Origin of the sequence: Brevundimonas sp. UBA7506, assembly GCF_002479495.1 — a bacterium.
Taxonomy (GTDB): domain Bacteria; phylum Pseudomonadota; class Alphaproteobacteria; order Caulobacterales; family Caulobacteraceae; genus Brevundimonas.
This window is the reverse complement of the sequence record NZ_DLNQ01000005.1, coordinates 195,095-221,509: the sequence shown is the minus strand read 5'-3', so window position 1 is coordinate 221,509 and position 26,415 is coordinate 195,095. Positions and strand designations below refer to the sequence as shown.

General features: G+C 66.9%; 25 protein-coding genes. 16 read left to right on the top strand and 9 right to left on the bottom strand.

Translation table 11 applies throughout. From position 1 onward, the window contains the following. Nucleotides 1-22: 22 nt before the first annotated feature. Nucleotides 23-811 carry a thiazole synthase gene (locus tag B3K53_RS02820; RefSeq protein ID WP_292034120.1) on the bottom strand — a complete coding sequence of 263 codons (789 nt, stop codon included), beginning with the start codon at nt 809-811 and terminating at the stop codon, nt 23-25. 58 nt (nt 812-869) lie between these two features. Then, nucleotides 870-1,067 (bottom strand): sulfur carrier protein ThiS, encoded by a 198-nt coding sequence (gene thiS / locus B3K53_RS02815; RefSeq protein WP_292082571.1) that lies wholly within the window; start codon nt 1,065-1,067, stop codon nt 870-872. Between the two features lie 150 nt (nt 1,068-1,217). On the opposite strand from thiS, the gene B3K53_RS02810 reads away from it, so the two are divergent. The 5 genes from B3K53_RS02810 (at nt 1,218) to aat (ending at nt 4,755) form a co-directional block, all read left to right on the top strand. After that, complete coding sequence (locus B3K53_RS02810) at nt 1,218-1,568, top strand: DUF1493 family protein (RefSeq protein WP_292082570.1); 351 nt, start codon at nt 1,218-1,220, stop codon at nt 1,566-1,568. Between the two features lie 130 nt (nt 1,569-1,698). Beyond that, nucleotides 1,699-2,154, top strand: a complete 456-nt coding sequence (gene aroQ / locus B3K53_RS02805) for a type II 3-dehydroquinate dehydratase (protein WP_292082569.1) — start codon at nt 1,699-1,701, stop codon at nt 2,152-2,154. Nucleotides 2,155-2,194: 40 nt separating this feature from the next. Further along, entirely contained in the window at nt 2,195-2,692 is a 498-nt protein-coding gene (accB, locus tag B3K53_RS02800; RefSeq protein WP_292082568.1) for an acetyl-CoA carboxylase biotin carboxyl carrier protein, read from the top strand. A gap of 8 nt (nt 2,693-2,700) precedes the next feature. Then, nucleotides 2,701-4,053, top strand: a complete 1,353-nt coding sequence (gene accC / locus B3K53_RS02795) for an acetyl-CoA carboxylase biotin carboxylase subunit (protein ID WP_292082567.1) — start codon at nt 2,701-2,703, stop codon at nt 4,051-4,053. 6 nt (nt 4,054-4,059) lie between these two features. Next, on the top strand, nt 4,060-4,755 hold the full coding sequence (gene aat / locus B3K53_RS02790; RefSeq protein ID WP_292082566.1) for a leucyl/phenylalanyl-tRNA--protein transferase: 696 nt from the start codon (nt 4,060-4,062) through the stop codon (nt 4,753-4,755). Here aat and B3K53_RS02785 read toward each other — a convergent pair. Together B3K53_RS02785 and B3K53_RS02780 are read right to left on the bottom strand one after the other, a co-directional pair. Continuing rightward, nucleotides 4,722-5,411, bottom strand: coding sequence for a DUF2155 domain-containing protein (locus tag B3K53_RS02785; RefSeq protein WP_292082565.1), 690 nt, complete (start codon nt 5,409-5,411; stop codon nt 4,722-4,724). The genes aat and B3K53_RS02785 overlap by 34 nt on opposite strands. Then, nucleotides 5,408-5,800 (bottom strand): NADH:ubiquinone oxidoreductase subunit NDUFA12, encoded by a 393-nt coding sequence (locus B3K53_RS02780; RefSeq protein WP_292082563.1) that lies wholly within the window; start codon nt 5,798-5,800, stop codon nt 5,408-5,410. The genes B3K53_RS02785 and B3K53_RS02780 overlap by 4 nt, the downstream gene beginning before the upstream one ends. 218 nt (nt 5,801-6,018) lie before the next feature. Between B3K53_RS02780 and B3K53_RS02775 the strand changes: the two genes are divergently transcribed. From B3K53_RS02775 to B3K53_RS02765, 3 genes are all read left to right on the top strand, one after another. Beyond that, on the top strand, nt 6,019-8,682 hold the full coding sequence (locus B3K53_RS02775) for a TSCPD domain-containing protein (protein ID WP_292082562.1): 2,664 nt from the start codon (nt 6,019-6,021) through the stop codon (nt 8,680-8,682). Nucleotides 8,683-8,741: 59 nt separating this feature from the next. Next, nucleotides 8,742-9,233, top strand: a complete 492-nt coding sequence (locus tag B3K53_RS02770) for a pentapeptide repeat-containing protein (protein WP_292082561.1) — start codon at nt 8,742-8,744, stop codon at nt 9,231-9,233. A 65-nt stretch (nt 9,234-9,298) separates the two neighbouring features. Then, the gene (locus B3K53_RS02765) at nt 9,299-10,213 is read left to right on the top strand and encodes a pentapeptide repeat-containing protein (RefSeq protein ID WP_292082560.1); all 915 of its coding nucleotides are present in this window, start codon (nt 9,299-9,301) and stop codon (nt 10,211-10,213) included. 72 nt (nt 10,214-10,285) lie between these two features. On the opposite strand, the gene aspS is transcribed toward B3K53_RS02765, so the two are convergent. Continuing rightward, a complete protein-coding gene (gene aspS, locus B3K53_RS02760; RefSeq protein ID WP_292082559.1) occupies nt 10,286-12,115 on the bottom strand; it encodes an aspartate--tRNA ligase in 1,830 nt (609 codons plus the stop codon). A gap of 175 nt (nt 12,116-12,290) precedes the next feature. Here aspS and B3K53_RS02755 point away from each other — a divergent pair, with 175 nt between their 5' ends. Genes B3K53_RS02755 through B3K53_RS02740 form a run of 4 tightly spaced genes read left to right on the top strand, consistent with a single transcriptional unit; the run spans nt 12,291 to nt 17,131 of the window. Further along, nucleotides 12,291-12,968 (top strand): DnaA ATPase domain-containing protein, encoded by a 678-nt coding sequence (locus B3K53_RS02755; RefSeq protein ID WP_292082558.1) that lies wholly within the window; start codon nt 12,291-12,293, stop codon nt 12,966-12,968. Nucleotides 12,969-13,016: 48 nt separating this feature from the next. Beyond that, entirely contained in the window at nt 13,017-15,248 is a 2,232-nt protein-coding gene (locus B3K53_RS02750) for an RNA degradosome polyphosphate kinase (RefSeq protein ID WP_292082557.1), read from the top strand. Beyond that, nucleotides 15,248-16,750, top strand: coding sequence for a Ppx/GppA phosphatase family protein (locus B3K53_RS02745; protein ID WP_292082556.1), 1,503 nt, complete (start codon nt 15,248-15,250; stop codon nt 16,748-16,750). The genes B3K53_RS02750 and B3K53_RS02745 overlap by 1 nt, the downstream gene beginning before the upstream one ends. Before the next feature lie 12 nt (nt 16,751-16,762). Beyond that, the gene (locus tag B3K53_RS02740; RefSeq protein WP_292082555.1) at nt 16,763-17,131 is read left to right on the top strand and encodes a VOC family protein; all 369 of its coding nucleotides are present in this window, start codon (nt 16,763-16,765) and stop codon (nt 17,129-17,131) included. 6 nt (nt 17,132-17,137) lie between these two features. On the opposite strand, the gene rnd is transcribed toward B3K53_RS02740, so the two are convergent. Next, a complete protein-coding gene (rnd, locus tag B3K53_RS02735; RefSeq protein ID WP_292082554.1) occupies nt 17,138-18,289 on the bottom strand; it encodes a ribonuclease D in 1,152 nt (383 codons plus the stop codon). 81 nt (nt 18,290-18,370) lie between these two features. Between rnd and purM the strand changes: the two genes are divergently transcribed. Next, nucleotides 18,371-19,408 (top strand): phosphoribosylformylglycinamidine cyclo-ligase, encoded by a 1,038-nt coding sequence (gene purM / locus B3K53_RS02730; RefSeq protein WP_292082553.1) that lies wholly within the window; start codon nt 18,371-18,373, stop codon nt 19,406-19,408. Nucleotides 19,409-19,475: 67 nt separating this feature from the next. Here the strand turns inward: purM and B3K53_RS02725 are convergent, their stop codons facing one another. Continuing rightward, nucleotides 19,476-21,068, bottom strand: coding sequence for a S10 family peptidase (locus B3K53_RS02725; RefSeq protein WP_292082552.1), 1,593 nt, complete (start codon nt 21,066-21,068; stop codon nt 19,476-19,478). A 168-nt stretch (nt 21,069-21,236) separates the two neighbouring features. On the opposite strand from B3K53_RS02725, the gene purN reads away from it, so the two are divergent. After that, nucleotides 21,237-21,827: a phosphoribosylglycinamide formyltransferase gene (gene purN / locus B3K53_RS02720; RefSeq protein WP_292082551.1), complete on the top strand. Its 591-nt coding sequence runs from the start codon at nt 21,237-21,239 to the stop codon at nt 21,825-21,827. 131 nt (nt 21,828-21,958) lie between these two features. Then, complete coding sequence (locus B3K53_RS02715) at nt 21,959-24,028, top strand: M13 family metallopeptidase (protein WP_292082550.1); 2,070 nt, start codon at nt 21,959-21,961, stop codon at nt 24,026-24,028. Between the two features lie 82 nt (nt 24,029-24,110). Here the strand turns inward: B3K53_RS02715 and B3K53_RS02710 are convergent, their stop codons facing one another. Next, a complete protein-coding gene (locus tag B3K53_RS02710) occupies nt 24,111-24,320 on the bottom strand; it encodes a glycine zipper 2TM domain-containing protein (protein ID WP_292082549.1) in 210 nt (69 codons plus the stop codon). Nucleotides 24,321-24,444: 124 nt separating this feature from the next. Next, nucleotides 24,445-24,864, bottom strand: coding sequence for a nucleoside-diphosphate kinase (gene ndk / locus B3K53_RS02705; protein ID WP_292082548.1), 420 nt, complete (start codon nt 24,862-24,864; stop codon nt 24,445-24,447). Between the two features lie 104 nt (nt 24,865-24,968). Here ndk and B3K53_RS02700 point away from each other — a divergent pair. Beyond that, nucleotides 24,969-26,415, top strand: a 1,447-nt coding sequence (locus B3K53_RS02700) for an ABC-F family ATP-binding cassette domain-containing protein (protein WP_292082547.1), incomplete at its 3' end; no start/stop codon positions are given.

Here is a 26,415-nt window from a genome sequence, read left to right as displayed (position 1 = left end):
GGTCGCGGACTTACGTCGTGGTCTAGATCAGGCCCGCCAGCGGCGAAGACGGATCGGCGTAGAGGCGCTTCTTCATACGCCCGGCCAAATAGGATTCCCGACCGGCGATGACCGCGTGCTTCATGGCGCTGGCCATCAGGATGGGATCGCGGGCTTCGGCGATGGCCGTGTTCATCAGCACCCCATCGCAGCCCAGCTCCATGGCGATGGCGGCGTCCGAGGCCGTGCCCACGCCCGCGTCGACCAGGACCGGCACCTTGGACTGCTCGACGATCAGGCGGATGTTGATGGGGTTCTGCACGCCCAGGCCCGAGCCGATCGGCGCGCCCAGCGGCATGATGGCCACCGCGCCGGCGTCTTCCAGCTTGCGCGCATAGACCGGATCGTCGGTGCAATAGACCATGACCTCGAAGCCCTCTGCGGTCAGCAGCTTCAGCGACCGCAGGGTCTCTTCCATGTCGGGGAACAGGGTGCGCTGGTCCGACAGGACTTCCAGCTTCACCAGGGTCCAGCCGCCGGCCTCGCGCGCCAGGCGCAGGGTCCGCACCGCGTCCTCGCCGGTGAAGCAACCCGCCGTATTGGGCAGATAGGTGTATTTCTTGGGATCGATGAAGTCCGTCAGCACCGGCTGGTTCGGATCGGTCAGGTTCACCCGTCGCACGGCCACGGTGACGATCTCGGCGCCCGAGGCCTCAGCTGCCGCTGCATTCTGTGCATAGTCCCGGTACTTGCCGGTGCCCACGATCAGGCGCGAGTTGAAGGTGCGGCCGGCGACGGTCCAGCTGTCGGTGCGGGGGGCTGTATCGGTCATGCTCCTGACCTAGCGCCGCCATGCGCCGGGGGGAAGCGGCGTTGCCGGATTTGATCGTTCAGCCGCCCCCCACGAACTGCACCAGCTCGATCTTGTCGCCCTCGGCCAGCGCCGTCTCGCCGTGCAGCGAGCGCGGCACGATCTCCAGATTGCGCTCGACCGCCACCTTCTTGGGGTCCAGCGACAGCTCCTGAACCAGGCCCAGAATGGTCGTGGCGGCGGTGTCCCGCCCCTCGCCGTTGACTTCGATACGCAAACTGTTCGCTCCAAGGGTGCGTGCGGAGGCCTAGCCTCTCTCAAGTGACGCGCATAATAATGAGGGTTCAGGCCAGAGACATCAAATCCCCGAGCCTATGTCTGCTTTCGACCCGTTGCAGACATTCGCCCTTTGGCGTTCACTCAAGCGATGGCCGATAACATCGCGCGATCAGGAGAGGCTATCCGCAACCATGTGATCAGCGCGCTGCAGCGCATCACGATGCGAGGGGATGCAATCACAGAAACGACGGAACTCTATTACGATCTGGGTCTCGCCGGTGAGGATTTGAGCGATGCCATAGACTCGATTAGGGAGCCGTTCGGCACCGACTTTAGCCTGATGGACCTGAGACATTACGCACCGAACGAGGTGACAAATAACTTCGGGCTAAACCTCTTTCGAGCCTTTCGCGAATGGCGCGGCGAGCGAACCTATCGCAGCCTGACCGTTGGCAACCTCATCGCGGCGGTTCAAGCCGGATCATGGTACGTCCGCTAACCACCCACGGCGGTCGCCCGCTCCTGCCCTTACGTCATCCTTTTCAACCACCCGCTTTGCGCCGCGCGCCACCTGAGCTACAACGCGCGCTCGATTCCGCGCGGACACGGCGCGCCTGTTTTGCGAGCGAATGCCCGAAACCCTGACCCTGTATGTCCTGAACGGGCCCAACCTGAACCTTCTCGGGGTTCGGGAGCCGGACATCTATGGCCATGAGACCCTGGCCGATGTTCAGGCCATGTGCGAGGCGGCGGCCGAGGGCGCGCGCGTGGTGTTCAAGCAATCAAACCACGAAGGCCAACTGGTCGACTGGATTCAGGAAGCCCGGTCCGAGGCCGACGCCCTGGTCATCAATCCGGCCGCCTTCACCCATACCTCGGTGGCCCTGCTGGACGCCCTGAAGACGCTGAGCATCCCCGTCGTGGAGTGCCACCTGTCGAACCCCGCCGCGCGCGAGGCGTTCCGGCATCACTCCTATGTTTCCCTGGCCGCGACCGGCGTCATCGCCGGCTTCGGCCCTCGCAGCTACGAACTGGCCGTCCGGGCCGCTCTGGATCTGGCGCGCCGCGCCGGAGCCAAGGGCTGACCCCCTCGCGCCGAACGAAGATCAAGTAGAAGAGACCCCCATGTCCGACGACAAGCACAAGAACGACGCCATCGACGCAGGCCTGATCCGCAGCCTGGCCGACATCCTGAACGACACCGACCTGACCGAGATCGAGGTCGAGCGCGGCGAACTGCGCATCCGCGTCGCCCGTGAAGTCACCGTCGCCGCCGCCCCGATCCAGTACGCCGCCGCCCCGGCCCCGATCGCCCACGCCGCGCCGGTCGCCGCCGCCGCCCCGGCCTCGATGCCGTCGGACCCGGCCACGATCGTTTCGCGCAAGGGCGAAGAGGTGAAGTCGCCGATGGTCGGCACCGCCTACCTGCAGCCCTCGCCGGAAGCCCCGCAGTTCGTGAAGCCGGGCGACAAGGTCAAGAAGGGCCAGACCCTGCTGATCGTCGAAGCCATGAAGACCATGAACCCGATCCAGGCCCCGCGCGACGGCGTCGTGTCGGAAATCCTGGTCGGCGACGCCCAGCCGGTCGAGTTCGGCGAAGCCCTGGTTCTGCTGGAAGCCTGAGACCAGCCATGTTCACCAAGGTCCTGATCGCCAACCGCGGCGAAATCGCCCTGCGCATCCACCGGGCGTGCAAGGAGATGGGCATCTCCACCGTCGCCGTGCACTCGGAAGCCGACCGCGGCGCCATGTGGGTGCGGCTGGCCGACGAAAGCGTCTGCATCGGCCCGGCCCCGGCGGCCAAGTCCTATCTGAACATCCCGCAGATCATCGCGGCGGCGGAGATCACCGGCGCCCAGGCGATCCACCCGGGCTATGGCTTCCTGTCGGAAAACGCCCGCTTCGCCGAGATCATCGAGGCCCACGGCCTGACCTTCATCGGTCCCAAGCCCGACCACATCCGCGTCATGGGCGACAAGATCACCGCCAAGCAGACGGTCAAGGACGCGGGCATCCCCGTCGTCCCCGGCTCTGACGGCGAAGTCGAGACGGTCGAGGCCGCCATCGAGGCGTCCAAGTCGATCGGCTTCCCCCTGATCGTCAAGGCCGCCGCCGGCGGCGGCGGTCGCGGCATGAAGGTGGCCATGACGCCCGACGACCTGGTCGAGGCCGTGCAGACGGCCCAGACCGAGGCCAAGGCCGCCTTCGGCAACGGCGCCGTCTACATGGAGCGCTACCTCCAGAAGCCGCGCCACATCGAGATCCAGGTGATCGCCGACAGCCACGGCAACGTCGTCCACCTGGGCGAACGCGACTGCTCGCTGCAGCGCCGCCACCAGAAGGTCCTGGAAGAGGCCCCCTCGCCCGCGCTTTCCGCTGAAGGCAGAAAGAAGATCGGCGAGACGGTCAACAAGGCCATCGCCGCCATCGGCTACCTGGGCGCCGGCACCATCGAGTTCCTGTGGGAAGACGGCGAGTTCTTCTTCATCGAGATGAACACCCGCCTGCAGGTCGAACACCCGGTCACGGAAATGATCACGGGCGTCGATCTGGTCCGCGAACAGATCCGCATCGCCGCGGGCCTGCCGCTGTCCTTCACCCAGGAGGACATCCACTTCGAAGGTCACGCCATCGAGGTTCGGGTGAACGCCGAGAACGCCGAGACCTTCACCCCGTCGCCGGGTACGATCACGGACTTCCACGCCCCGGGCGGCCTGGGCGTGCGTCTCGATAGCGCCATCTACGCCGGCTATTCGATCCCGCCCTATTACGACAGCCTGATCGGCAAGTTGATCGTTCACGGCCGCGACCGCGAGGAGGCCCTGGCCCGCCTCAAGCGCAGCCTGAACGAAATGGTCATCGGCGGCATCGACACCACCATCCCCCTGTTCCAGAAGCTGCTGCAGGAGCCGGACATCCTGTCGGGCGACTACGACATCCACTGGCTGGAGAAGTGGGCCGCCGCCCAGAAGGCCAAGGCCTAACCCCTCTTGGACGAACCCGAGTTCAGCGCCAGCAGCCCCTCCAGCGTCTTCGGACCCGAGGAGTTGCTGGCCTGCTACGCTCGCGGCGTCTTTCCCATGGCGGAGGCGCGCGACGACCCGCGTGTCTTTCTGGTCGAGCCGGACCAGCGGGGCGTCATCCCGCTCAATCGCTTTCACATTCCCAGCCGTCTGCGTCGCACTGTTCGGGGCGAGCCGTTTCAGGTGCGCGTCGACACGGCCTTCGACGCCGTCCTGAGCGCCTGCGCCGCGTCCGCCGAGGGTCGCGAGGACACCTGGATCAATGACCCGATCCGCTCGCTCTACCTGCAGCTGCATTTGCGCGGCTGCGCCCACAGCATCGAGTGCTGGCGGGACGAGGTTCTGGTCGGCGGCCTCTATGGCGTGACGCTGGGCGGCGCCTTCTTCGGCGAGAGCATGTTCAGCCGGGCGCGCGACGCATCCAAGGTCGCTCTGGTGCATCTGGTGGCGCGACTGCGCAAAGGCGGCTGGAGCCTGCTGGACGCCCAGTTCCTGACCGAGCACCTGAGCCAGTTCGGTGCGGTGGAGACGCCGCAAGCGGCCTACCTGCGGTTGCTTAAGCCGGCGCTGCGTCTGACGCCGGACAAGTCCCTCCTGACCGCACCCATGACAGGCGCAGAGGCCGTGGACTATGCCTTACAGCCAATCACCCAGGCGTCGTAGATTGGGTGTTGCAGACCGCTAACACCGGGCGATGAGGCGAACATCCAGCCCTTGAAGATCTGACGCGCCTCGGTCGGCACGACCACGCCGCGCGGCTGAACCCCGACTTCCAGATAGGCGATGGCGTCCTCGGTCTGCTCGTCCGAGGCCGAGACCTCGCAGGCGCGGGCGCTGAAGATCAGGGTCTTGTTGAAGCGGACCGGACGACCGCCGACCTCGACTTCGAATCGCATGGATTCGGCCGTGACCTTGTCGATGGCGTGAATGATGGCGACCGGGCGACGTTGGCGACGGCCAGGCGTGACGACGGGCCCGGAAGCGGCCTTGGGCGTCTCGGCTTCGGCCTCGGGCGGCACATCTTCCTGAACAGCGGCGATCTCAGCCTCAGGCGTCACCACGACGACCGGCGTGCCAGGCGCGGCCACGGGAGCGGCCGTCGATGGCGTAGCGCCCTGCGGCGTCGTGGCAGGAGCAGGGGGCGTGGCCTGCGGATTCTGCAAGGGCGTGCGGTTGGTGTCGCGCAGCAGATCGCCGACCGGATCCTGAACCGGCACGGCGTCCTGCGGCAGATCCATCAGGGCGCTGGTCATGCCGGCGCCCGCGACCGCCAGTCCCGCTGCGGCCACGCCGACGAGCAGGAGGCGGCGTGCGGTCATTCCGGGCTCCAGGCCTGATAGTCGCCGGTGGCGGCGGGGCGCTTGCCTTCGTTGGCCAGCGAACCCTGCGGACGCCAAGCCATCGGCGTGCCGGTCAGGTTGGGCAGGTGATCCTTTTCCCAGGCGCGGCGCGGCAGCGGCTTCTCGACCGGGGTCTCGTCATAGGTGTAGCGCAGCCAACCCTGCCATTCCGGCGGAACCTTCGACGCCTCGGCATAGCCGTCATAGATGACCCAGCGACGCTGGCGGCCGTCATAGCTGACGCTATCGCGCGACTGATAATAGCGGTTGCCGAACTCGTCCGTGCCGACCAGTTGGCCGCGTTTGCCGACGGTGAACAGGGTGCCGATCGTGGCGCCGTTCCACCAGGTGAAGATCTTGCTCAGCACGTCGTCGAACCTACTCGAATCCCGTCGCCCAGGGAGGTCCGGCGACGCGGCGCGATCATAGAAACCGGAGCCGCCCGCGTCCAGCCCGAGACCGGTTTCCGGTATCCCTGCCCGACATCAACATCTTGGGGGTAACCCGCGCCAAGGCCCCAAGATTTATTGAAACGCCGTTCGAGGCGTCGTTAATGTCGCGATCAGGACACGCGCGGAGACGTCAGATGCGCATCAAGCCCCGTTTTTCCGAGCTCGCCGACCTCGTCGCATTGGAGCTGCGCACCATCGAACGTCCGGGCGTCGTGACGTCCGTTGTCGCTCCCGCGAACTGGAGCGATGTTCGCGTCGAGGCCTGGTTGGACTGGTGCGAAGGCCTCCCGACCGACCTGCCCGTCGGCGTCTTCCCCCTCGGGGAAGCCCCCGACGCCTGGCTGGGCGGAGCCGCCGAGCGCTGGGCGCATCGCCTCGGCGCATGGGGACTGGCGCAAGGGCTGTTCGTGGCGACCGAGGACGCCGACACCTTCGCCAGCGAGCTGTCCGCCACTCTCCTTCTGGGCGTCGCCGCGCCGGGCGCTGCGAACCTTGGAGAGGCAAGCGCTCCGGGCGTCGTCGCCCTGGACGACCCCGGCTCGGCCAAGCGGCTGGCCGATCTAACCGCCGCTCGACGCGGCGAACGCCTGTCGGCGCACGCCGCCGAGGCGCTGTCCGACGCCCTGCGGGGCGTTGCAGACGCAGTTGATCGTTGCGAAGGCCCGCCGGCGGCCTGCGCCGATCCCGCCCGCAATCCGGCCTTGGCCCGCGCCGCCCTGACCGCCCGTCGCTGTGGCGCGAGCGACGCCGACATCATCCGCGCGGCTGAAGGCCAGAGCTTCACCATTGCCCTGCCCGAACGCGCGCCCCCTCCGGTCCAACCCGTTCTGGCTCATCGCGACGCCGTCGCCTCGGGAAGCCCCGAAGCCCTTGCCGTCGCTGCGGCGGCGCTCGAAGGCGATCTGGCGCTGACCTTCTCCCCGCGCGACGCCGACGCTCTGGCGGACGCCGCACTAGAGGCTCGGGCCGCACTAGATCTGCAGACCTTGGCGTCCGTCGCCGGCGACGCCTTCAACGCTGCCCTGGATGACCTGACGCGGCTCTGGGTCATCGCTCTCGAGATTGAGACCGGCGGCGACATCGGCTCGAACACCGCCAACACCGGCCGCCGCGACGCGGCGCGCCCGATCGGGCTCGGCCTGTTCGGCCTGACCGACTGGGCCGTCGCGAACGACGCCGAGAACGCCATCCCCCTGGCGGCATCGGCCGGAGCCCGCGTCTCGGCCGCCGCCAGCGCCGTCTCGGTCGAAATCGCCGCCGAACGCGGCTCCTGCGCCGAATGGGACGTCATTGGCGACGAAGTCATTGAAATGGCCAGCCAGCGCGGGTTCGACACCAAGGTCATGAGACAGCATGGGCGTCGACATGCCGCGATCAACCTGTTCGTGCGCGATGCGGAGCTGGAGTTGCGCCTCGGCGCCTCGCCCTTTGGCGCCACCGACCTCTTCCAGACGGAAGACGGCGAGCCCGAGCGTCGATTGCGACCTTCGCTGGCTCGGGCCATCGCCCGCGCGGGCGGCGACATAGAGGACGCCGAGCGCCAACTGTTCGGCCGCCGCAGTCTGATGGGCGCGCCAGGCGTCAACCACTCGGCCCTGCGGGATCTAGGCTTCACTGATGTCGAGCTTGAAGCGGTCGAACTCGCGCTGTCGCAAACAAATCAACTGGCCGCCGCCTTTACCCCGCCCGTTCTGGACGCGGGATTCATAGGCGACGTTCTGGGCCTTTCAGTCGAAGACGGGGACGACCTGTTGCCGCGCCTGGGCTTTGACGACGAGGCGATCGAAGAGGCTCGAACCGCCGCCTTCGGCCATTCCGACCTGTCCGGCTGGGCGGCGGTGCCTGAGGCGCTACGTGACCTCCTGACCGCCGACCCCGCACATTTCGAAGCCGAGCTGCGTCGCGCCATCGAACCTTATAGCGATGCGCCCGACGTCACGCCGGACCTGATCGACTGGCGCTCCGGACCTCTTCAGGCCGCCCGCGCCCTGGGTCAGGCCGCCCGCGACGGTCGCCGCGCCGTGGTCCTGCGGCGCGCCGCGCCGCCCGCCGACTTCCGCCTCGAGCTGGTCGAGGCCGACGCGCCTGTGCAGCGCCGTATCGAGCCCGAGGCGCAGCTCGTCGAACGGGTGATCGAGAAGGTCATCGAGCGCGACCGCACCCGGCGCAAGCTGCCGGACCGCCGCAAAGGCTATATCCAGAAGGCGGCCGTCGGCGGGCACAAGGTCTATATCCACACCGGCGAGTACGAAGACGGCGAACTGGGCGAGATCTTCATCGACATGCACAAGGAAGGCGCCGCCTTCCGCAGCCTGATGAACAACTTCGCCATCGCCATCTCCATCGGCCTGCAATACGGCGTGCCGCTGGACGAGTTCGTCGACGCCTTCGTCTTCACCCGCTTCGAGCCGGCGGGCCGCGTGACGGGCAACGACTCGATCCGCTCGGCGACCTCGATCCTCGACTACATCTTCCGCGAACTGGGCGTCTCCTATCTGGAGCGACAGGAACTGGCCAACGCCGAACCCGAGGGCCTCAACCCCGACGGCCTGGGCGCCGCCGCGACCAACGACGCCGAGCCGGTGCCGGCGGCGCGCTTCATCTCCAAGGGCTTCGCCCGCGGCGCCGCGCCCGACAACCTCGTGGTCGTCCCATTTGGGCGCAAACCCGAGCCCCTTCGCGCCGCCACGCCGACCGAGGCCGTCGCCTGTCCCCAATGCGGAGACTTCGCCTTGCAGAACCGCGGCGGGGGCTGGATTTGCGACACCTGCGGCGCGGCTCCGCAGATGCAGGGGTGATTGAGACGCTGTTTCGGCCCGCTTCTTGCTGAGGCGATGTCAAAGCCCGGAGTCTTCGCATGAACCGTCTCGCAATCGCACTCGTCGCCTCGCTGGTGGCCGCCACGGCCCTGCCCGCCGTCGCCCAGAACGCCTCGCAGATCACCCGCGTGCGCGGCGGCGCCAGCTGCCCTGGCTGCAACCTTTTCCAGGGCGACTTCTCGGGCATGGAGGTGCGCGGACTCAACCTGGCGGGCGCCCGGCTGCGTCAGGCCGATCTCAGCCTGTCGGTCATGAACCGCACCCGCTTCTCGCGCGCCGACATGCGCGACGTGGAAGCCTATGGTGGCGTCTTCTCGGGCTCCAACTTCGCCGGCGCCGACCTGACCAACGCCAGCTTCGTCGGCGCCCATCTGGACGGCTCCACGATGTCGGGCGCCAAGCTCAACGGGACCAATCTGTCGGGCGCGCAGCTCGCGCGCGTCGTCGGCCTGACCCAGGGCCAGCTCAATCAGGCCTGCGGCGACGACGCCACGGTCCTGCCGCGCGGCCTGCGCATTCCGGCCTGCTGACGGTCTCCATCGTTACCACGATTTAAGTAGGGTTTTTCAGGCGACAGGCGCATCTAGGTATCGTGATGAAACGCCCGCTCGCCCTTCTCCGTCCCCTGGCTCCCGCAGCCGCCGCCCTCTCCGGGCTGCTGGTCGCTGCGCCCGCTTTCGCCGGGACGATGACCCTGTCTCAGATGCAGGATCGCGACGTCGCCCGCATGGTTTCGCTGGGCGGCAGTTGCAATCGCTGCGAACTGTCGGGTCGGGACCTGTCGGGCGCTACCTTCACCGGCGCCAGCTTCACCAACGCCACCCTGGTCGGCGCCACCCTGCGCGGGGCCGAGCTGCTCGGCTCGAACTTCGCCGGCAGTGATTTCAGCCGCGCTGACATGCGGGGCGTGGAAATGATGGGCGCCAACTTCACCAACGCCGTATTCACCAGCGCCAATCTGACCGGCGCCGAGGCCACAGGCGCCAATCTGATCGGCACGAACTTCCAGGACGCCAACCTCTCTTCGGCCGAGCTGAACGGCGCCAATTTCAACCGCGCTGTCCTGACCCGCGCCAAGTTCAACAGCAGCGAGATGTTCGGCTCGACCCTGGCCAATGTCCGCGCCAACGGCGCCGACTTCTCCAATGCCGAGATCAACGCGTCCAACCTGAGCAATGGCGTGTTCGACGGCGCCAAGTTCAACAACGCCTCACTGGACAGCGCCCGCCTGACCGGCGCCAGCTTTGATCGCGCCAACTTCTCCGGCGCCTCGATGAACCGCACGGACATTCGCGGCGCCGACCTGTCGGGCGCGCGCGGCCTGACCCAGGATCAGATCCACGACGCCTGCGGCGACGGCGCGACCCGCTTGCCCAATGGCCTGACGGTGCGGTCGTGCGGCGGCGTCGGCGGCATCCGCGTCATTCGCAAGCCGCCAGCGCCTCCGGCCCCGCCTGCGCCGCCCATCCCGCCGCGCCAGCGCAACCTGGTCATCGCCTCGGGACACTAGGCCTACCGAACAGACCAACAAAAAGGGCGGCTCTCGCGAGCCGCCCTTTTCAATTCAACGCCGCGACACCGCCTATTTGAGCGGCAGAGCCGTGCGGATCGACAGTTCCTTCAGTTGCTTGTCGGCGGCCTCCGCGGGCGCGCTCATCAGCAGATCCTGGCCCTGCTGGTTCAGCGGGAAGGCGATGACCTCACGGATGGCCGTCTGGTTGGCCAGCAGCATGACGATGCGGTCGATGCCGGGGGCCAGACCGCCGTGCGGCGGGGCGCCAAAGCGGAAGGCGTTCAGCATGCCGCCGAACTGCTCCTCGACCACCGAGGCGTCGTAGCCGGCGATCTCGAAGGCCTTGAGCATGATCTCGGCCTTGTGGTTCCGGATCGCGCCCGAGCACAGCTCATAGCCGTTGCACACGATGTCGTACTGATAGGCGCGGATGGTCAGCGGGTCCTGGGTCTCCAGCGCCTCCAGGCCGCCCTGCGGCATCGAGAAGGGGTTGTGGCTGAAATCGACCTTCTTCTCCTCTTCCGACCATTCGAACATGGGGAAGTCGACGATCCAGCAGAACTTGAACTGGTCTTCATCGACCAGCTTCAGCTCGGTGCCAACGCGGGTGCGGGCCAGGCCGGCGAACTTGGCGAAGACGGCGGGGTCGCCCGCGGTGAAGAAGGCGGCGTCACCCTTGCCCAGACCCAAGGAGGCCATCAGGGCCTCGGTCGGCTCCTGCCCCAGGTTCTTGGCGATCGGACCGCCCCAAGCCTGCTGATCGTCCGACCAGAAGATGTAGCCCAGACCCGGCTGGCCCTCGCCCTGCGCCCAGGAGTTCATGCGGTCGCAGAAGGCGCGCGAACCGCCGGTCGGCGCCGGGATGGCCCAGACGGCGTTCTTGGCGTCAGCGCCCAGGATCTTGGCGAACAGGCCGAAACCGCCGTCACGGAAGTGCTCGGACACGTCCTGCATCTTGATCGGGTTGCGCAGGTCCGGCTTGTCCGAACCGTACCACTTCATCGACTGGGCATAGGTCAGACGCTCGAAGCCCTTGTGCTCGAAGGTCTGGCCGAAGTCGTTGGTGAAGGTGTGGGTCCCGTCGATGGGCGAAACCGGCTTGCCCTCGCCGAACTCATTGAAGACACCGTTCATCAGCGGCTCGATGGCGGCGAAGACGTCTTCCTGCGTCACGAAGCTCATCTCGACGTCGAGCTGATAGAATTCCAGCGAGCGGTCAGCGCGCAGGTCCTCGTCGCGGAAGCAGGGGGCGATCTGGAAATAGCGGTCGAAGCCCGAGACCATCAGCAGTTGCTTGAACTGCTGCGGGGCCTGCGGCAGGGCGTAGAACTTGCCCGGGTGCATACGGCTCGGCACCAGGAAGTCGCGCGCGCCTTCAGGCGACGAGGCCGTCAGGATCGGCGTCTGGTACTCGAGGAAGCCCTGCTCGACCATGCGCTGGCGGATCGAGTGGATCACCTTGGAGCGCAGGACGATGTTCTTGTGCAGGGTCTCGCGCCGCAGGTCGAGGAAGCGGTTCTTGAGTCGAATCTCTTCCGGATACTCCGGCTCGCCGAAGACCGGCAGCGGCAGCTCGGCGGCTTCAGACAGAACCTCGACCGACAGGACGCGCACTTCGATCTCGCCGGTAGGCAGGTTGGCGTTGGTGGTTTCGGCCGAGCGGCTGACCACTTCGCCGTCGATCTTGATGACGCTTTCGGCGCGCAGACGCTCAACGGCCTCGAAGCCCGGCGTCTCCGGGTGCAGCACCAGCTGGGTCAGGCCGTAGTGGTCGCGCAGGTCGATGAACAGCAGGCCGCCGTGGTCGCGCTTGCGGTGAACCCAGCCCGACAGACGAACATTCGCGCCCGCATCCGTCGAACGGAGGGCGCCGCAGGTATGGGTGCGATAGGCGTGCATGATCGGATATCGTCTGAAAACGGCTGCAGAACAGCGTGAATTAGGAGGGGCGAAAGGCCCATCATCGCCCCGGAAAGTCAAGGCTGGCGGCTAAATCCACAGCGCCGCGCGGTTGTCCACCGCCGCCGGGAACCTGCCCACAGCGCGTCCGATGGCCTCTGCTATGGTTCAGTTCATGACCGCCCTCGGTTCCGACATCCAGCAATTGCGCCTGCCGCTGCGGCAGGAGGCGTCGCAACGCGCGGCGGATTTCGCGGTGTCCGATTCCAATGCCGCCGCCACATCGGTGCTGGCGACCTGGCCCGAGATGGCGGGCTCGATCCTGTCGATCTTCGGACCGCCCGGCAGCGGCAAAAGCCATCTGGCCGCCGCCTGGGTCGAACGCACGGGCGCCCTCGCCCTGCACGGCGCCGAGGCCGCCCTGGTCGATCCGCTTGAACTGGAAGGCCAGTTCGTCCTGCTGGATCGAGCCCAGGACGCCGATGACGAGAGCCTGTTCCACCTGATCAACCTGACGCAGTCGGGCGGCGGCGCCCTGCTGCTGGTGTCACGCGATCCGCCTGGGGCCTGGGCCTGCGATCTGCCGGATCTGCGCTCGCGCCTGAACGCCATCCGCACTGTGGGGATCGAAGCGCCCGACGACGTCGTGCTGGGGGCCATGCTCAAGCGCGCCTTCGCCACCCGCAACATCACGCCGGGCGAGGAAGTCGTGGACTATCTGGCGCGTCGCATCGACCGCTCGGCCGACGCGGTCGAACGCATTGTCGATCAACTGGACGCCTACCATCGCCCCGTCACGCGCGTTCTGGCCCGTCAGGTTCTGGGCGACAGCGACGAACTGTCTGACGGATAACTTCATATCGCGGTTGCAGCCGTCACAGGCCCGCGCGACAACAGTCAAATGACTGAAATCGCGCCCATCGCCGTCGATAACACCGGTGAGGAAGTCCCCTCCTCGCGCGCGCCCCAGCTGGAGCTGTCCGAGGCGTTGATGAACTCGCCCGAGCGCTTCATCAATCGCGAACTGTCCTGGCTGGCCTTCAACGGGCGCGTGCTGGAAGAAGCCGCCAACGAGGGTCATCCGCTGCTGGAGCGGGTCCGCTTCCTGTCGATCTCGGCCAACAACCTCGACGAGTTCTTCATGACCCGCGTGGCGGGCCTGAAGGGTCAGGTGCGCGAGCGCGTCCGCGTCGTCTCGCCCGATGGTCTAACCCCCGCCGAACAGCTGGAACAGGTCAACGCCGCGGCCGGGGGCCTGATGGCCGAACAGCAGCGCCGCTGGCGCGTCCTGCGCAAGGAAATGGCCGCCGGGGGCATCGAGGTGGTCGAGGCCGCCAAGATCACCCGCACCGAACGCGAGCGTCTGGAACCCGAGTTCCTGAATCAGCTGTTCGCCGTGCTGACGCCGATGGCGATCGATCCCGCCCACCCCTTCCCCTTCCTGCCCAACCTCGGCTTCTCGCTGGCGCTGAAGCTGCGCCGGAACAGCGACCACCGCGTCCTCTACGCCCTGGTGCCGGTGCCGACCCAGGTGCGGCGCTTCTGGGCTCTGGCCACCGACGGCCGTTCGGCGCCGGGCCGCAAGCGTTACGTCTCGCTCGAGAACATGCTGCTGCTGTTCATCGACCACCTCTTTCCGGGCTGTGAGATTCTGGAAAAGGGGTTGTTCCGCCTGATCCGCGACTCGGACATCGAGATCGAGGAAGAGGCCGAAGACCTGGTCATGGAGTTCGAGGAGGCGTTGAAGCAGCGCCGCATGGGCTCGGTCGTCCGCATCAAGATCCAGGCCTCCATGCCCGAGGACCTGCGCGATTTCATCATCGCCGAACTGCACGCTCAGCCGCAGGACGTGGTTCTGGTCGAGGGCATGCTGGGGCTGGCGCAACTGGCCGAACTGATCCCCGGCGGGCACCCGGACCTGAAGTTCAAGGGCTATGAGCCGCGTTACCCCGAGCGGGTGCGTGACAACGGCGGCGACATCTTCGCGGCGGTCCGCGAAAAGGACATGCTGATCCACCACCCGTTCGAGAGCTTCGACGTGGTGGTCCAGTTCCTGCGACAGGCCGCGCGCGATCCCAATGTCATCGCCATCAAGCAGACGCTGTACCGTACCTCCAAGGACAGCCCCATCGTCGCCGCCCTGATCGAGGCGGCCGAGAACGGCAAGAACGTCACCGCCCTGATCGAGCTGAAGGCGCGCTTTGACGAAGAGGCCAACCTGCGCTGGGCGCGACAGATGGAGCGGGCCGGCGTCCACGTCGTCTTCGGCTTCGTGGAATACAAGACCCACGCCAAGCTGAGCGTGGTGGTGCGTCGCGAAGGCGACGCCCTGCGCACCTACTGCCACTTCGGCACCGGCAACTACCACCCGACGACGGCCAAGATTTACACTGACCTCAGCCTGTTCACCTGCAACCCCGTCCTGGGTCAGGACGCCACGCGGGTGTTCAACTACATCACCGGCTATGCCGAGCCGGATGAGTTGGAAGCCCTGGTCGTCTCGCCGCTGAACATGAAGACCTCTCTGCTGGAGATGATCGGCAAGGAGATGTCCGCCGCCGCCAAGGGCAAGCCCGCCGCCATCTGGGCCAAGATGAACGCTCTGGTCGATCCGGAGATCATCGACGCCCTGTACCGCGCCAGCCAGCAGGGCGTGCGCATCGAACTGGTCATTCGCGGCATCTGCTGCCTGCGCCCCGGTGTGCCGGGCCTGTCGGAGAACATCCGCGTCAAGTCGATCGTCGGCCGCTTCCTGGAGCACAGCCGCATCGTCGCTTTCGCCAACGGCCACGACCTGCCCAGCAACAAGGCCAAACTCTACATCTCGTCCGCCGACTGGATGCCGCGTAATCTGGATCGCCGCGTCGAACTGATGACACCCATCCTGAACGCCACGGTCCACGATCAGGTGTTGGATCAGATCATGGTCGCCAACCTGAAGGATGACGCCCAGAGCTGGACCCTGGCCGCCGACGGAACCTATCACCGCGTGACGCCCTCCGGTCCTGAACGTCCCTTCTCGGCCCACAAGTACTTCATGACCAATCCCAGCCTGTCGGGCCGCGGCCGCAAGGTGAAGACCCTGCCCGGCGCCTTGTCCTACGCAGGGCTCAAGCCCCGGAAGCATCGCTGATGGGCGTCGAGGCCGAATACCCCTCGCGCCAGATCGCCGTCATCGACATCGGCTCCAACTCGGTGCGCCTGGTCCTGTATCGGCTGGAAGGCCGGGCGGTCTGGACCATGTTCAACGAGAAGGTCCTGGCCGGTCTGGGTCGTGATCTGGCCGCGACCCGGCGCCTGTCCGTGCCCGGCGTCGTCGCGGCTATGACGGCGCTGCGCCGCTTCGCCGCCGTCATTGAGGGCGTCCAGCCGGACCAGACCATCATCGCCGCCACCGCCGCTGTGCGCGAAGCGGAGGACGGCGGCGAGTTCTGCGCCCGCGTGGCCGCCGAGACGGGCCTGCAGGTTCGTGTGCTCAGCGGTGAGGAGGAAGCCCGCTATTCGGCGCTTGGCGTTCTGGCAGGCGCACCGGGGTCGCACGGCGTGGCCGCCGATATGGGCGGCGCCAGCCTGGAGCTGACTCGGATCGGCAACGGCGGACGCAATCGCCCGCTCGATAAGGGCGTGACCCTGCCGCTAGGCCCCTTCTCACTGGTCGACCCCAAGGGATTCGACGTCGACCGCCTGCGTGGCCGCATCGCCAAGCGGCTGGCGCCCATCGCCGATGCCTACGCCACGACCGAACTGCACGCCGTCGGCGGGGCCTGGCGCAGCCTGGCCCAGATGCACATGGCCCAGACGGACCATCCGCTGCGGATCGTCCACGAATACGCCATGACCGCCGCCGATGCGCGTGATCTGGCCCGGTTGGTGGCGCGTCAGTCCAAGGCCTCACTGGAGAAGCTGCCGGGCGTGTCCAAGCGCCGGGCCGAAACCCTGCCCTACGCCGCCCTGGTGCTGGACGGACTGATCGAGGCGCTGGGGCTGAGATCCATCACCTTTTCCGCCTGGGGCGTGCGCGAGGGTCTGCTCTACGCCGGTCTGTCGCCTGAGATGGCGGCGGTCGATCCCCTGCTGGCTGGCTGTTCCGCCTGGGGCGGACGGCAAGGCGTGGACCCGGCCCTGCCGCGCGCCCTGGACGGATGGCTGCAACCCGTCGTCTCAGCCATGCCCGAGGCCTTTGGCGAGGAACGCGACGCCCTGCTGACCGCCTCGGTCTGTCGTCTGGCCGACCTCGGCGCCCGCCTGCACCCTGACCACCGGGTGGATCTGGTCTTCGATCAGGTGCTTCGTTCGCCCATTCCGGGCCAGACCCACGCCGAGCGAGCCTTCCTGGCGGTGGCCATGAACGCCCGTTACGGCGGCGAGGCCAAGACGCCGTCGCCGGACGCCGTCGACCGTCTGCTGTCGGCGCCTGGCCAGAAGCGCGCCCGCGCCCTGGGCCTGGCTATGCGGCTGGCCTGCGACCTGTCGGGCCGCTCGCCGCAGTTGCTGGCCAACGCCGCCGCCACCGTCGAGAAGGGCGCGCTGCGGATCACCGCCGCCGAGGGCTACGCCGACATGCTGCTGGGCGAACAGACTCGCCGCCGCGCCAAGGCTCTGGCCGAGGCCATGAACCTGACGCTGAAAATCTAGAGGAACGATCCCATGCCCGTGACCGGAATCGGCGGTTTCTTCTTCCGCTCCAAGGACGCCAAGGCCCTGGCCGACTGGTATCTGACCCACCTAGGCGTCGGGGCACCGGAAAACGTCTGGATCTGGAACCAGCAGGCGGGGCCGACCGTCTTCGCCCCGTTCAAGGAAGACAGCGACTATTTCGCCGCTGACCACCGCTGGATGCTGAATCTGCGGGTCGAGGGGCTGGACGACCTGATCGCCTCCCTGACCGCAGCAGGAATCGAGGTCATCACCAAACCGGAATGGGACGCCACCCCCGAGATCGGACGCTTTGCGCGCATCCATGATCCCGAGGGCAATCCGATCGAGCTGTGGGAGCCGGCGTCTCCGCCGGCTTGATCCCGACTAGCCCTCGATTTCGACGACTTCGACGCGCGAGCCGTTCAGCACCAGGGCGATCTCGCCCTTCTTGAGCTTGAGAGCGTCGTCGCCGAACAATTGACGGCGCCAGCCCTTCATGGCCTCTACGTCGGCGTTGTCGTCGTTGGCGATCTTTTCCAGATCGGCGACGTTGGCGATCAGCTTGGTCGCCACGCCCGCGTTGTCGCTCTTGGCCTTCAGCAGAACCTTCAACAGTTCGACGACCGAGGGCGGGGCCGGCTGGCTGTGGGCCGGGCGCTCAAGCTTGGGCGCGTGGGCTTCCGGGTCGGCCAGAACGCGCTTCAGCTCAGCCGCCAGCTCCAGACCCAGGCGCGAACCGCCAAAGCCCTTGGGCACCGAACGCAGACGGTTGAAGGCCTCGGGATCGGTCGGCGCTTGAACGGCGATCTCGTCGATGCCCTCGTCCTTCAGGATACGGCCGCGCGGCTGGTCGCGTTCCTGGGCCGCGCGCTCGCGCCAGACGGCGACGGCGACGAAGGCGGCCAGATACTTGGCGCTGAACTTCTTGGGCTTCAGCCTCTTCCACGCGTTCTCGGGCGTGGTGTCATACAGGGCCGGATCGGTCAGGGCGCCCATTTCGGACATGACCCAGTCCAGACGACCTTCCTTCTGCAGCCGGTCGCGCAGCTTGGGATAGAGGGCGGCCAGGTGGGTCACGTCGCCGAGGGCGTAGACCAGTTGCGCGTCCGACAGCGGGCGACGCGCCCAGTCGGTGAAGCGGCTGCCCTTGTCCAGTTCCTGACGCAGCATCTGGCGGACCAGCTGCTCATAGCTGACCTGATCGCCGAAGCCGGCGGCCATGGCGGCGACCTGGGTGTCGAACATGGGTTTGGGCATGGCGCCCAGGCGGTTGAAGATCTCGACGTCCTGACGGGCAGCGTGGAAGACCTTGATGATCGATTCGTCGCGCAGCAGGGCGAGGAAGGGTTCGAGGTCCAGATCCTCGGCCATCGGGTCGATGATGGCGGCGTCCGTGGGCGAAGCGGCCTGGATCAGGCACAGCTTGGGCCAGTAGGTCGTCTCGCGCATGAATTCGGTGTCGACCGTGATGAACGGGGCCTTGGCCAGCCGTTCGCAGAAGTCGATTAGCGCGTCATTGGTGGTGATTGGCGTCATTCCGATGCTATAGCCCCGCGCGACGCCGTCGTGGCAAGAGCGCTGCGACAGATTTTCGCCCCCGATTTCGAGCCGTGACCGATGAGCGACACCCCCGAAGCCCTGAAAAACGGCCTCACCTACGCCGATGCGGGCGTGGATATCGACGCCGGAGAAATGTTGGTCGACGCGATCAAACCCCTGGCCAAGTCGACTCGCCGCCCCGGCGCCGAGGCTTCGCTGGGCGGATTCGGCGCCCTGTTCGACCTCAAGGCCGCCGGTTTTGAAGACCCGCTGATCGTCACCACGACCGACGGCGTCGGCACCAAGCTGAAGATCGCCATCGAGACCGGCCGTCATGACGGCGTGGGCGTCGATCTGGTCGCCATGTGCGTCAACGACCTGCTGGCCCAGGGCGCCGAGCCGCTGATGTTCCTGGACTACTACGCCACCGGCAAGCTGGACGTGGACGCCGCGCGTCGCGTCGTCGCCGGCATTGCCGAGGGCTGCCGCCAGTCGGGCAGCGCCCTGGTGGGCGGCGAGACGGCCGAAATGCCGGGCATGTATTCGGGCGGCGACTATGACCTGGCCGGCTTCTCGGTCGGCGCGGTCGAGCGCGGTCAGGTTCTGCCCTATCTGGACCAGCAGAAGGCCGGCGATATCATCATCGGCCTGGCCTCCTCGGGCCCGCACTCCAACGGCTACTCGCTGATCCGCAAGGTGGTCGAGAAGTCCGGCCTGGCCTGGGGCGACGACGCCCCCTTCGCCAAGGACTGCTCGCTGGCCCAGGCCCTGATGGAGCCGACCCGCATCTATGTGAAGCCCGTCTTGCCGCTGATGAAGGCGGGTCTGGTCAAGGGCGCGGCCCACATCACGGGCGGCGGCCTGATCGAAAACCCGCCGCGCTGCATCGCCGAGGGCCTGCAGGCCGCGTTCGACTGGAACGCCTGGGCTCTGCCCCCCGTCTTCGAATGGCTGGGTCAGGTGGGCGGCATCTCCGACCACGAACTGCGCCGCACCTTCAACTGCGGCGTCGGCTTCATCCTGATCGTCTCGCCCGAGAACGCCGAGCCGGTCCTGGCCGCCCTGCTGAACGCAGGCGAGGAAGCCTTCATCTGCGGACAGCTGGAAGCCGCCTGAGCTTCCCCCGCCTGAAACGACAAAGGCCCCGGTCGCGAGACCGGGGCCTTTTTCTTTGGAGCTGTTGTCAGCGAACCCCGCCGTTCTGGGTCTCGTCGTAGAACTTGGCCAGATCGACGTGCAGTTCCTCCAGCGCCTTGCGGCTCGTGTACATCATGTGCCCGCCCTCATAGTAGGTGAACTCCAGGTTCTGGCGCAGCTTGGGCTCCAGCATCATCTGGGCCAGGTCGAACTCGGTTGAGAAGAAGGGCGTGGCCGCGTCATAGTAGCCGTTCAGCGCCAGCACCTTCAGATGCGGGTTGCGCCGCATGGTCGTGGCCAGATCGACCGCCGTGTTCGGCGTGGTCTGCGGGCCGCCGACCGGCGGACGGTGGCTCCAGTTCCAGTTGAAGCCCGGCAGGCCGCGCGCCGACTGGCGATAGTCCATGTCGGTGCGGAAGTTCAGCGTATTGGCGATGTAGTCGTTGAAGACGCCGAAATAGGCCCCGGTGATGGCGCTGCTCGACGGGTCTTCTTCCGGCTCGCCGCCCACCGCGTCGGCGTCCATGCCCAGATAGCGGGTGTCCAGACGGCCGATGGTCTCGCGACGATCCCGCAGCAGCTCCTTGCGGAACGGCGACAGCTCGACCCGCAGGTTGGCGTTGTCGATGAAGGTCGGCGAGACGCCGATCAGTTCGCTCATCTGCTGGGCGATCTGGGCGCGTTCGACGTCAGAGATCATGTGCCCCTTGGCCAGGGCCGCCGCATAGGGGCCCATGGCGAAGTCGCGGGCGCGTTGGACGTGAGCCTCGACCGTGGCCGGACGGTTCGGCACCTTGTTGTGATACCAGGCCGTCGCCGCATAGGTCGGCAGCAGGGTGATGAAGTTCTGCGCATAGCCCGGCTGGCGCACGCCATAGTTCATGATGGACGACAGCAGAATGACGCCATTCAGGGACATGCCGCGACTTTCCAGCTGATGCGCGACCGCGCCCGTGCGCAGGGTGCCGTAGCTCTCGCCCAGCACATACTTGGGGCTGGACCAGCGGTTGAACTTGGTCGTGTAACGCATGATGGCGCGGGTGAAGGCGTCGGCGTCCTGATCCACGCCCCAGAAGGCCGAACCCGGCGTCTCGGCCAGCGGGCGCGAGTAGCCGGCGCCGACCATGTCGATGAAGACCAGGTCGGTCTTGTCCAGCAGCGTCATGTCATTGGGACCGACGTTGAAGGGCGCCGGACGCTCGACCACCGGATCGTCCGTCAGCACCCGCACCGGCCCGAAGGCGCCCATGTGCAGCCAGACCGTCGGCGAGCCCGGCCCGCCGTTGTAGAGATAGGTCACCGGACGGCGTCCGACCGGTTGACCGTCCAGGGTATAGGCGACGTAGAAGAGGCTGGCCGTCGGCATGCCGGCGTCGTCGCGGATGGTCAGGGTGCCGGCCGTGGCCTTGTAGCGCATGGCGCGGCCGTGGGCGGTGATCGAATGGCTGGTCGTCACCTCCTTCTCTTCCGGCGTGGCGCGAGCCCAATTGCGCTCGATCTGCTCGGCATTGGCGTTGCGCAGGCGGTCCGAAGCCGAGCGAACCGGGCCGGAACCGCCGCCGGAGGCTTCCTGAGCCATGGAAAACATCGGCACGGCCAGGATGGCCGCCGCACAGGCAGCAGTAAGCAGATGACGCATTTTGAAACTCCCCCTCACGCGCCGGACAGCCCGGCGGCGGGACGCTAACGCCAAGCGGGGCCGTCCGGCAACGGACTTTATGACGCCCTGATCAGCGGCATGGGCTTGCCAAGAGGCGACGACGGTCGCATCCCTCCCGCCTCCCCGATCCGTCGCCCGAGCCGCTCCATGACTGAAACCCGCAAGCCCAAGACGCGCGTGGCGGTGCTGATCTCCGGCTCCGGCTCGAACATGGCCTCGCTGATCGCCGCAGGTCAGGCCGCCGACGCCCCCTATGAGGTGGTGGTGGTCGTTTCCAACATCGCCGACGTGGCGGGGCTGGAGAAGGCCCGCGCCGCCGGGGTGGAGGCCCTGACGGTCGAGCACAAGGCGTTCGGCAAGGATCGCGAGGTGCATGAGCGCGCCATCGACGCCTTGCTGGTCGAGCGGAACGTCGAGGTCGTCGCCCTGGCCGGCTACATGCGGCTGCTGACGCCCTGGCTGGTGCAGAAGTGGGCGGTGCGGATGCTGAACATCCACCCGTCGCTGCTGCCTCTCTACCCCGGCCTGAACACCCACGCCCGCGCCATTGAGGCCGGCGACGCAGAGGCAGGCTGCACCGTCCACGTCGTGACTGAAGGCGTTGATGAAGGCCCGGTCTTGGGTCAAGCCCGCGTGCCGATCCTGGCGAGCGATACGGCTGAGACCCTGGCCGAGCGGGTCAAGACTGCGGAGCATGTGCTGTATCCGCAGACACTGGCGGCTTTCGTGACGCACTAGGGCGACGTCCACCTTAACGATTTTTAATGCGACAGGCGGTCGCAGGCAGGAGCAGTTTCCCCGCGAACGATCGGACCGGTCCAGCCTGAGTGGACCGGCGACCGCTTGATGTTGCCATATGGGAAGACCCGATGTCCAAGACCCGCCTGATGGGCGCCGCCGGCCTGGCGCTCGCCTTCACGCTCTCCGCCCAAGCCGCCTCGGCCCAGAACGCCCACTCCGGCCATGCCGGCCACGCCGCCGCTGCTGCCGCGCCGCAAATCCGTCCCTGGGGCTTTGACCTGAACGGGCGCGACCTGGCGGTGAAGCCGGGCGACGACTTCAACGAGTACGCCAACGGGACCTATCTCAAGAACACTGAGATCCCCTCGGACAAGGCCCGTTTCGGCCCGTTCGACGTTCTGTATGAAAACGCCCAGAGCCAGCTGAAATCGATCATCGAAGCCAGCGCCGCCAACCCGACCAACGCCAATGCGCAAAAGGTCGGCGCCCTCTACGCCAGCTTCATGGACGAGGCCCGCGTCAATCAACTGGGCGCCCAGCCCCTGACCGCTGACCTGGCCGCCGTCCGCGCCGTCGCCGACCACAGCGCCATGGCCCGCCTGATGGGCGAAAGCCACGCCGGCTTTGGCGGCTCTCTGTTCGGCGTCGACGTGTTCGAGGACCTGCAGAACCCCAACCTCAACTCGGCCTATATGGGCCAGGGCGGCCTCGGCCTGCCCGATCGCGACTATTATCTGAAGGCCGACTTCGCGCCTCAGCGTGAGGCCTATGTCGCCTACATCACCCGCGCCCTGACGGCTGCGGGCTGGTCGAACCCGGCCCAGGCCTCCTCCGACATCCTGGCCTTCGAGACCAAGGTCGCCGAGAAGCACTGGACCACGGTCGAGCGTCGCCAGATCGACAAGATCTACAACCCGGCCTCGACCGCTGACCTGGCCAAGCTGGCCCCCGGCTTTGACTGGACCGCCTTCCTGCAAGGCGCCCAGATCGCTGATGTGTCGACCGTCGTCCTGATGGAAAACACCGCCATCCCCGGCATCGCCCAGGTCTTCGCCGACACCTCGCTGGACACGCTGAAGGCGTGGGAAGCCTTCCAGATCGTCGATCAGGCCGGCCCCTACCTGTCCGACTCCTTCGTGAACTCGCGCTTTGAGTTCCGCGGCAAGACCCTGCGCGGTCAGCCCGAGAACCGTCCGCGCTGGAACCGCGGCGTGGCCCTGGTCGACGGCCAGCTGGGCGAGGTGCTGGGTCAGGAATACGTCCGCCTGCACTTCCCCGCCTCGTCCAAGACCCAGATGGAGGCCCTGGTCGCCAACCTCAGCGCCGCCATGACCGAGCGCCTGAAGGCCCTGGACTGGATGAGCGAACCGACGCGAGAGCAGGCCCTACTCAAGATGTCCAAGTTCGGGGTGAAGATCGGCTATGCGGACAAGTGGCGCAGCTATGACGGTCTGGAGCTGTCGGCCGGCGACCTCTACGGCAACGTCGAACGCGCCTCGGCCTTCGACTGGGCCTGGAAGCGCGGCAAGATCGGCAAGCCGGTCGATCCGCTGGAATGGGGCATGACGCCCCAGACGGTGAACGCCTATTACAACCCGCCGCGCAACGAGATCGTCTTCCCGGCCGCCATCCTGCAGCCGCCCTTCTTCGACCCCAACGCCGATCCGGCGGTCAACTATGGCGGCATCGGCGCCGTCATCGGCCACGAGATCACCCACGGCTTCGACGATCAGGGCCGTAAGTCGGATGCCAACGGCGTGCTGCGCGACTGGTGGACGCCCGAAGACGCCGCCCGCTTCGAGGAACGCGCCAAGGTGCTGGGGGCCCTCTACGACGCTCAGGAGCCTGTTCCCGGCGTCCACATCAACGGTGCCCTCACCATGGGCGAGAACATCGCCGACCTGGGCGGCCTGCTGATGGCCCTGGACGCCTATCACCGCAGCCTGAACGGCCAGCCGGCCCCGGTCATCGATGGTCTGACCGGCGACCAGCGCGTCTTCCTAGGCTGGGCTCAGGTCTGGCGCGAGAAGTCGCGTGAGGCGGCGCTCAAGGAGCAACTGACGACCGACCCGCATTCGCCGGGCGCCGCCCGCGCCGCCACCCCGCCGCGCAATATCGATGCCTGGTACGCCGCCTTCGGCGTCACCCCGGATCAGGCGGAATACATCGCCCCTGAAAGCCGCGCCCGCATCTGGTAAGCGGCGCGTCCGATAGCGAACGCGAAAACGGCGTCAGCTCCGCAGCTGACGCCGTTCTTGTATCTGGAAGGCTCGGGCGAAATCAGTTCGGCTTCTTGGGGGTCGTCACGGCGCCTGCAACCGCACCGATCGCGGCGCCGGCGACGGTCGCGCCCGTATTGCCGCCGATGGCCTGGCCGGCGACAGCGCCGCCGAGAGCGCCCGAAGCCGCACGTTGTTCCGTAGTGGTGCCGCAGGCGGCCAGAAGGCCCACGAGGCCGATGGCCGGCGCCAGTTTGAGGATCGTCTTCATGGCGGTCTTCCTTGGTGGCTGAACAGGTAACAGGACCGTGAAAACGAAACGGCCCGCCTCCGGTTCCGGAGACGGGCCGTCTTTATGCTCTCGCTAGGCCGCGCAAGGGCGGCCTATTCAAACCTTAGCCAACGATGTCGGCGTCGGTGAAGAACTGGGCGATTTCGATGCCTGCGTTTTCCAGCGAGTCCGAACCGTGGACCGAGTTCTCGCCGATCGACAGGGCGAACAGCTTGCGGATCGTGCCTTCAGCGGCGTCGTTCGGGTTCGTGGCGCCCATGACTTCGCGGTACTTGGCGACGGCGTTGTCGCCTTCCAGCACCTGGACGACGACCGGCTCGGCGATCATCTGGCCGACCAGTTCGCCGTAGAAGGGACGCTCGGCGTGCACTTCGTAAAACTTCTTGGCCTGGGCTTCGGTCAGCTTGATGCGGCGTTGACCGACGATGCGCAGGCCGGCGCCTTCGATCACGGCGTTGATGGCGCCCGTCAGGTTGCGGCGCGTGGCGTCGGGCTTGATGATCGAGAAGGTACGTTCGGTCATGGGAAGTGACTTCTTGTTTGGGAGTTTGAGGGTCGGCGGCTTATAGCGAGCGCCGCACATCTTTCCAATATCCCCGCGCGTAAGCCTTTTTCTTTCCGGTTCCCATGCTGCAGATCAAAAACCTGACCTACAATGCCTGGGGCCGCGAGTTCCTGGACGACGCCTCCGTCAGCCTGCCCCCGGGGTCCAAGGTCGGGCTGGTCGGCCGCAACGGCATCGGCAAGTCGACCCTGTTCAAGCTGATCCTCGGCGAACTGGCCGCCAACGGCGACGAAATCTCCCTGCCGAAGACCGCCCGCATCGGCTCGGTGGATCAGGAACACCCCGCGACGCCGGTCAGCGTGCTGGACACCATTCTGGAAGCCGACGTCGAGCGCCACGACCTGCTGACCCGTCTGGAGACCGCTGAACCGGAAGAGATGGGTGAGATCTGGGGCCGCCTGATCGAGATCGACGCCGACAGCGCCCCATCGCGCGCCTCGGAAATCCTGGTCGGCCTGGGCTTCAGCCAGGACGACATGCACCGCCCGATGGCCGAGTTTTCGGGCGGCTGGCGAATGCGCGTGGCCCTGGCCGCCGCCCTGTTCGCCGAGCCGGACATGCTGCTGCTGGACGAACCGACCAACTACCTCGACCTAGAAGGCGCCCTGTGGCTGGAGCAACGGCTCAAGCGCTATCCGCACACGGCCCTGATCATCAGCCACGACCGCGAGCTGCTGAACGGCGTCTGCACCCACATCCTGCAGCTGTCGAACCGCAAGCTGGACCTCTACACTGGCAACTACGACACCTTCGAAAAGACGCGGGCCGAGAAGCTGCGCCTGATGGAGGCCAACAAGTCCAAGCAGGACGCCGAACGCGCCCACCTGCAGAAGTTCATCGACCGCTTCAAGGCCAAGGCCTCCAAGGCGACCCAGGCCCAGTCGCGCGTCAAGCGGCTGGAGAAGATGCAGCGCATCGAACTGCCGCCGGAAGAGCGCGTCGCCCCCTTTACCCTGCCGTCGCCCGAACGCCCCCTGCCCCCGCCGCTGATCCGGCTGGAGAAGGCCAACGTCGGCTATGAGCCGGGCAAGCCGATCCTGAAAAACCTGAACCTGCGCATGGACCTGGACGACCGCATCGGTCTGCTGGGCGTCAACGGGGCGGGCAAGTCGACCTTCGCCAAGCTGATCGCCAAGGCCCTGACCATCGAGACGGGCGAGTTCCATCGCGACGGCAAGATGCGCGTGGGCTGGTTCCACCAGCACCAGATCGAGGCCATGGATCCGACGGACACGCCGCTGGAGATCATCCGCCGCGCCATGCCGGACGCCTCGGAAAGCAGCCGCCGCAGCCGTCTGGCCCAGTTCGGTCTGCCGTTCGAGAAACAGGAAACCACGGTCGGCTCCCTGTCGGGCGGAGAGCGGGCGCGCCTGCTGCTGAACCTGGTGGCGATGGATGCGCCGCACATCCTGATCCTGGACGAACCGACCAACCACCTGGACATCGACAGCCGCCGCGCCCTGCTGGACGCGCTCAATGAATATACGGGCGCGGTCATCCTGATCACCC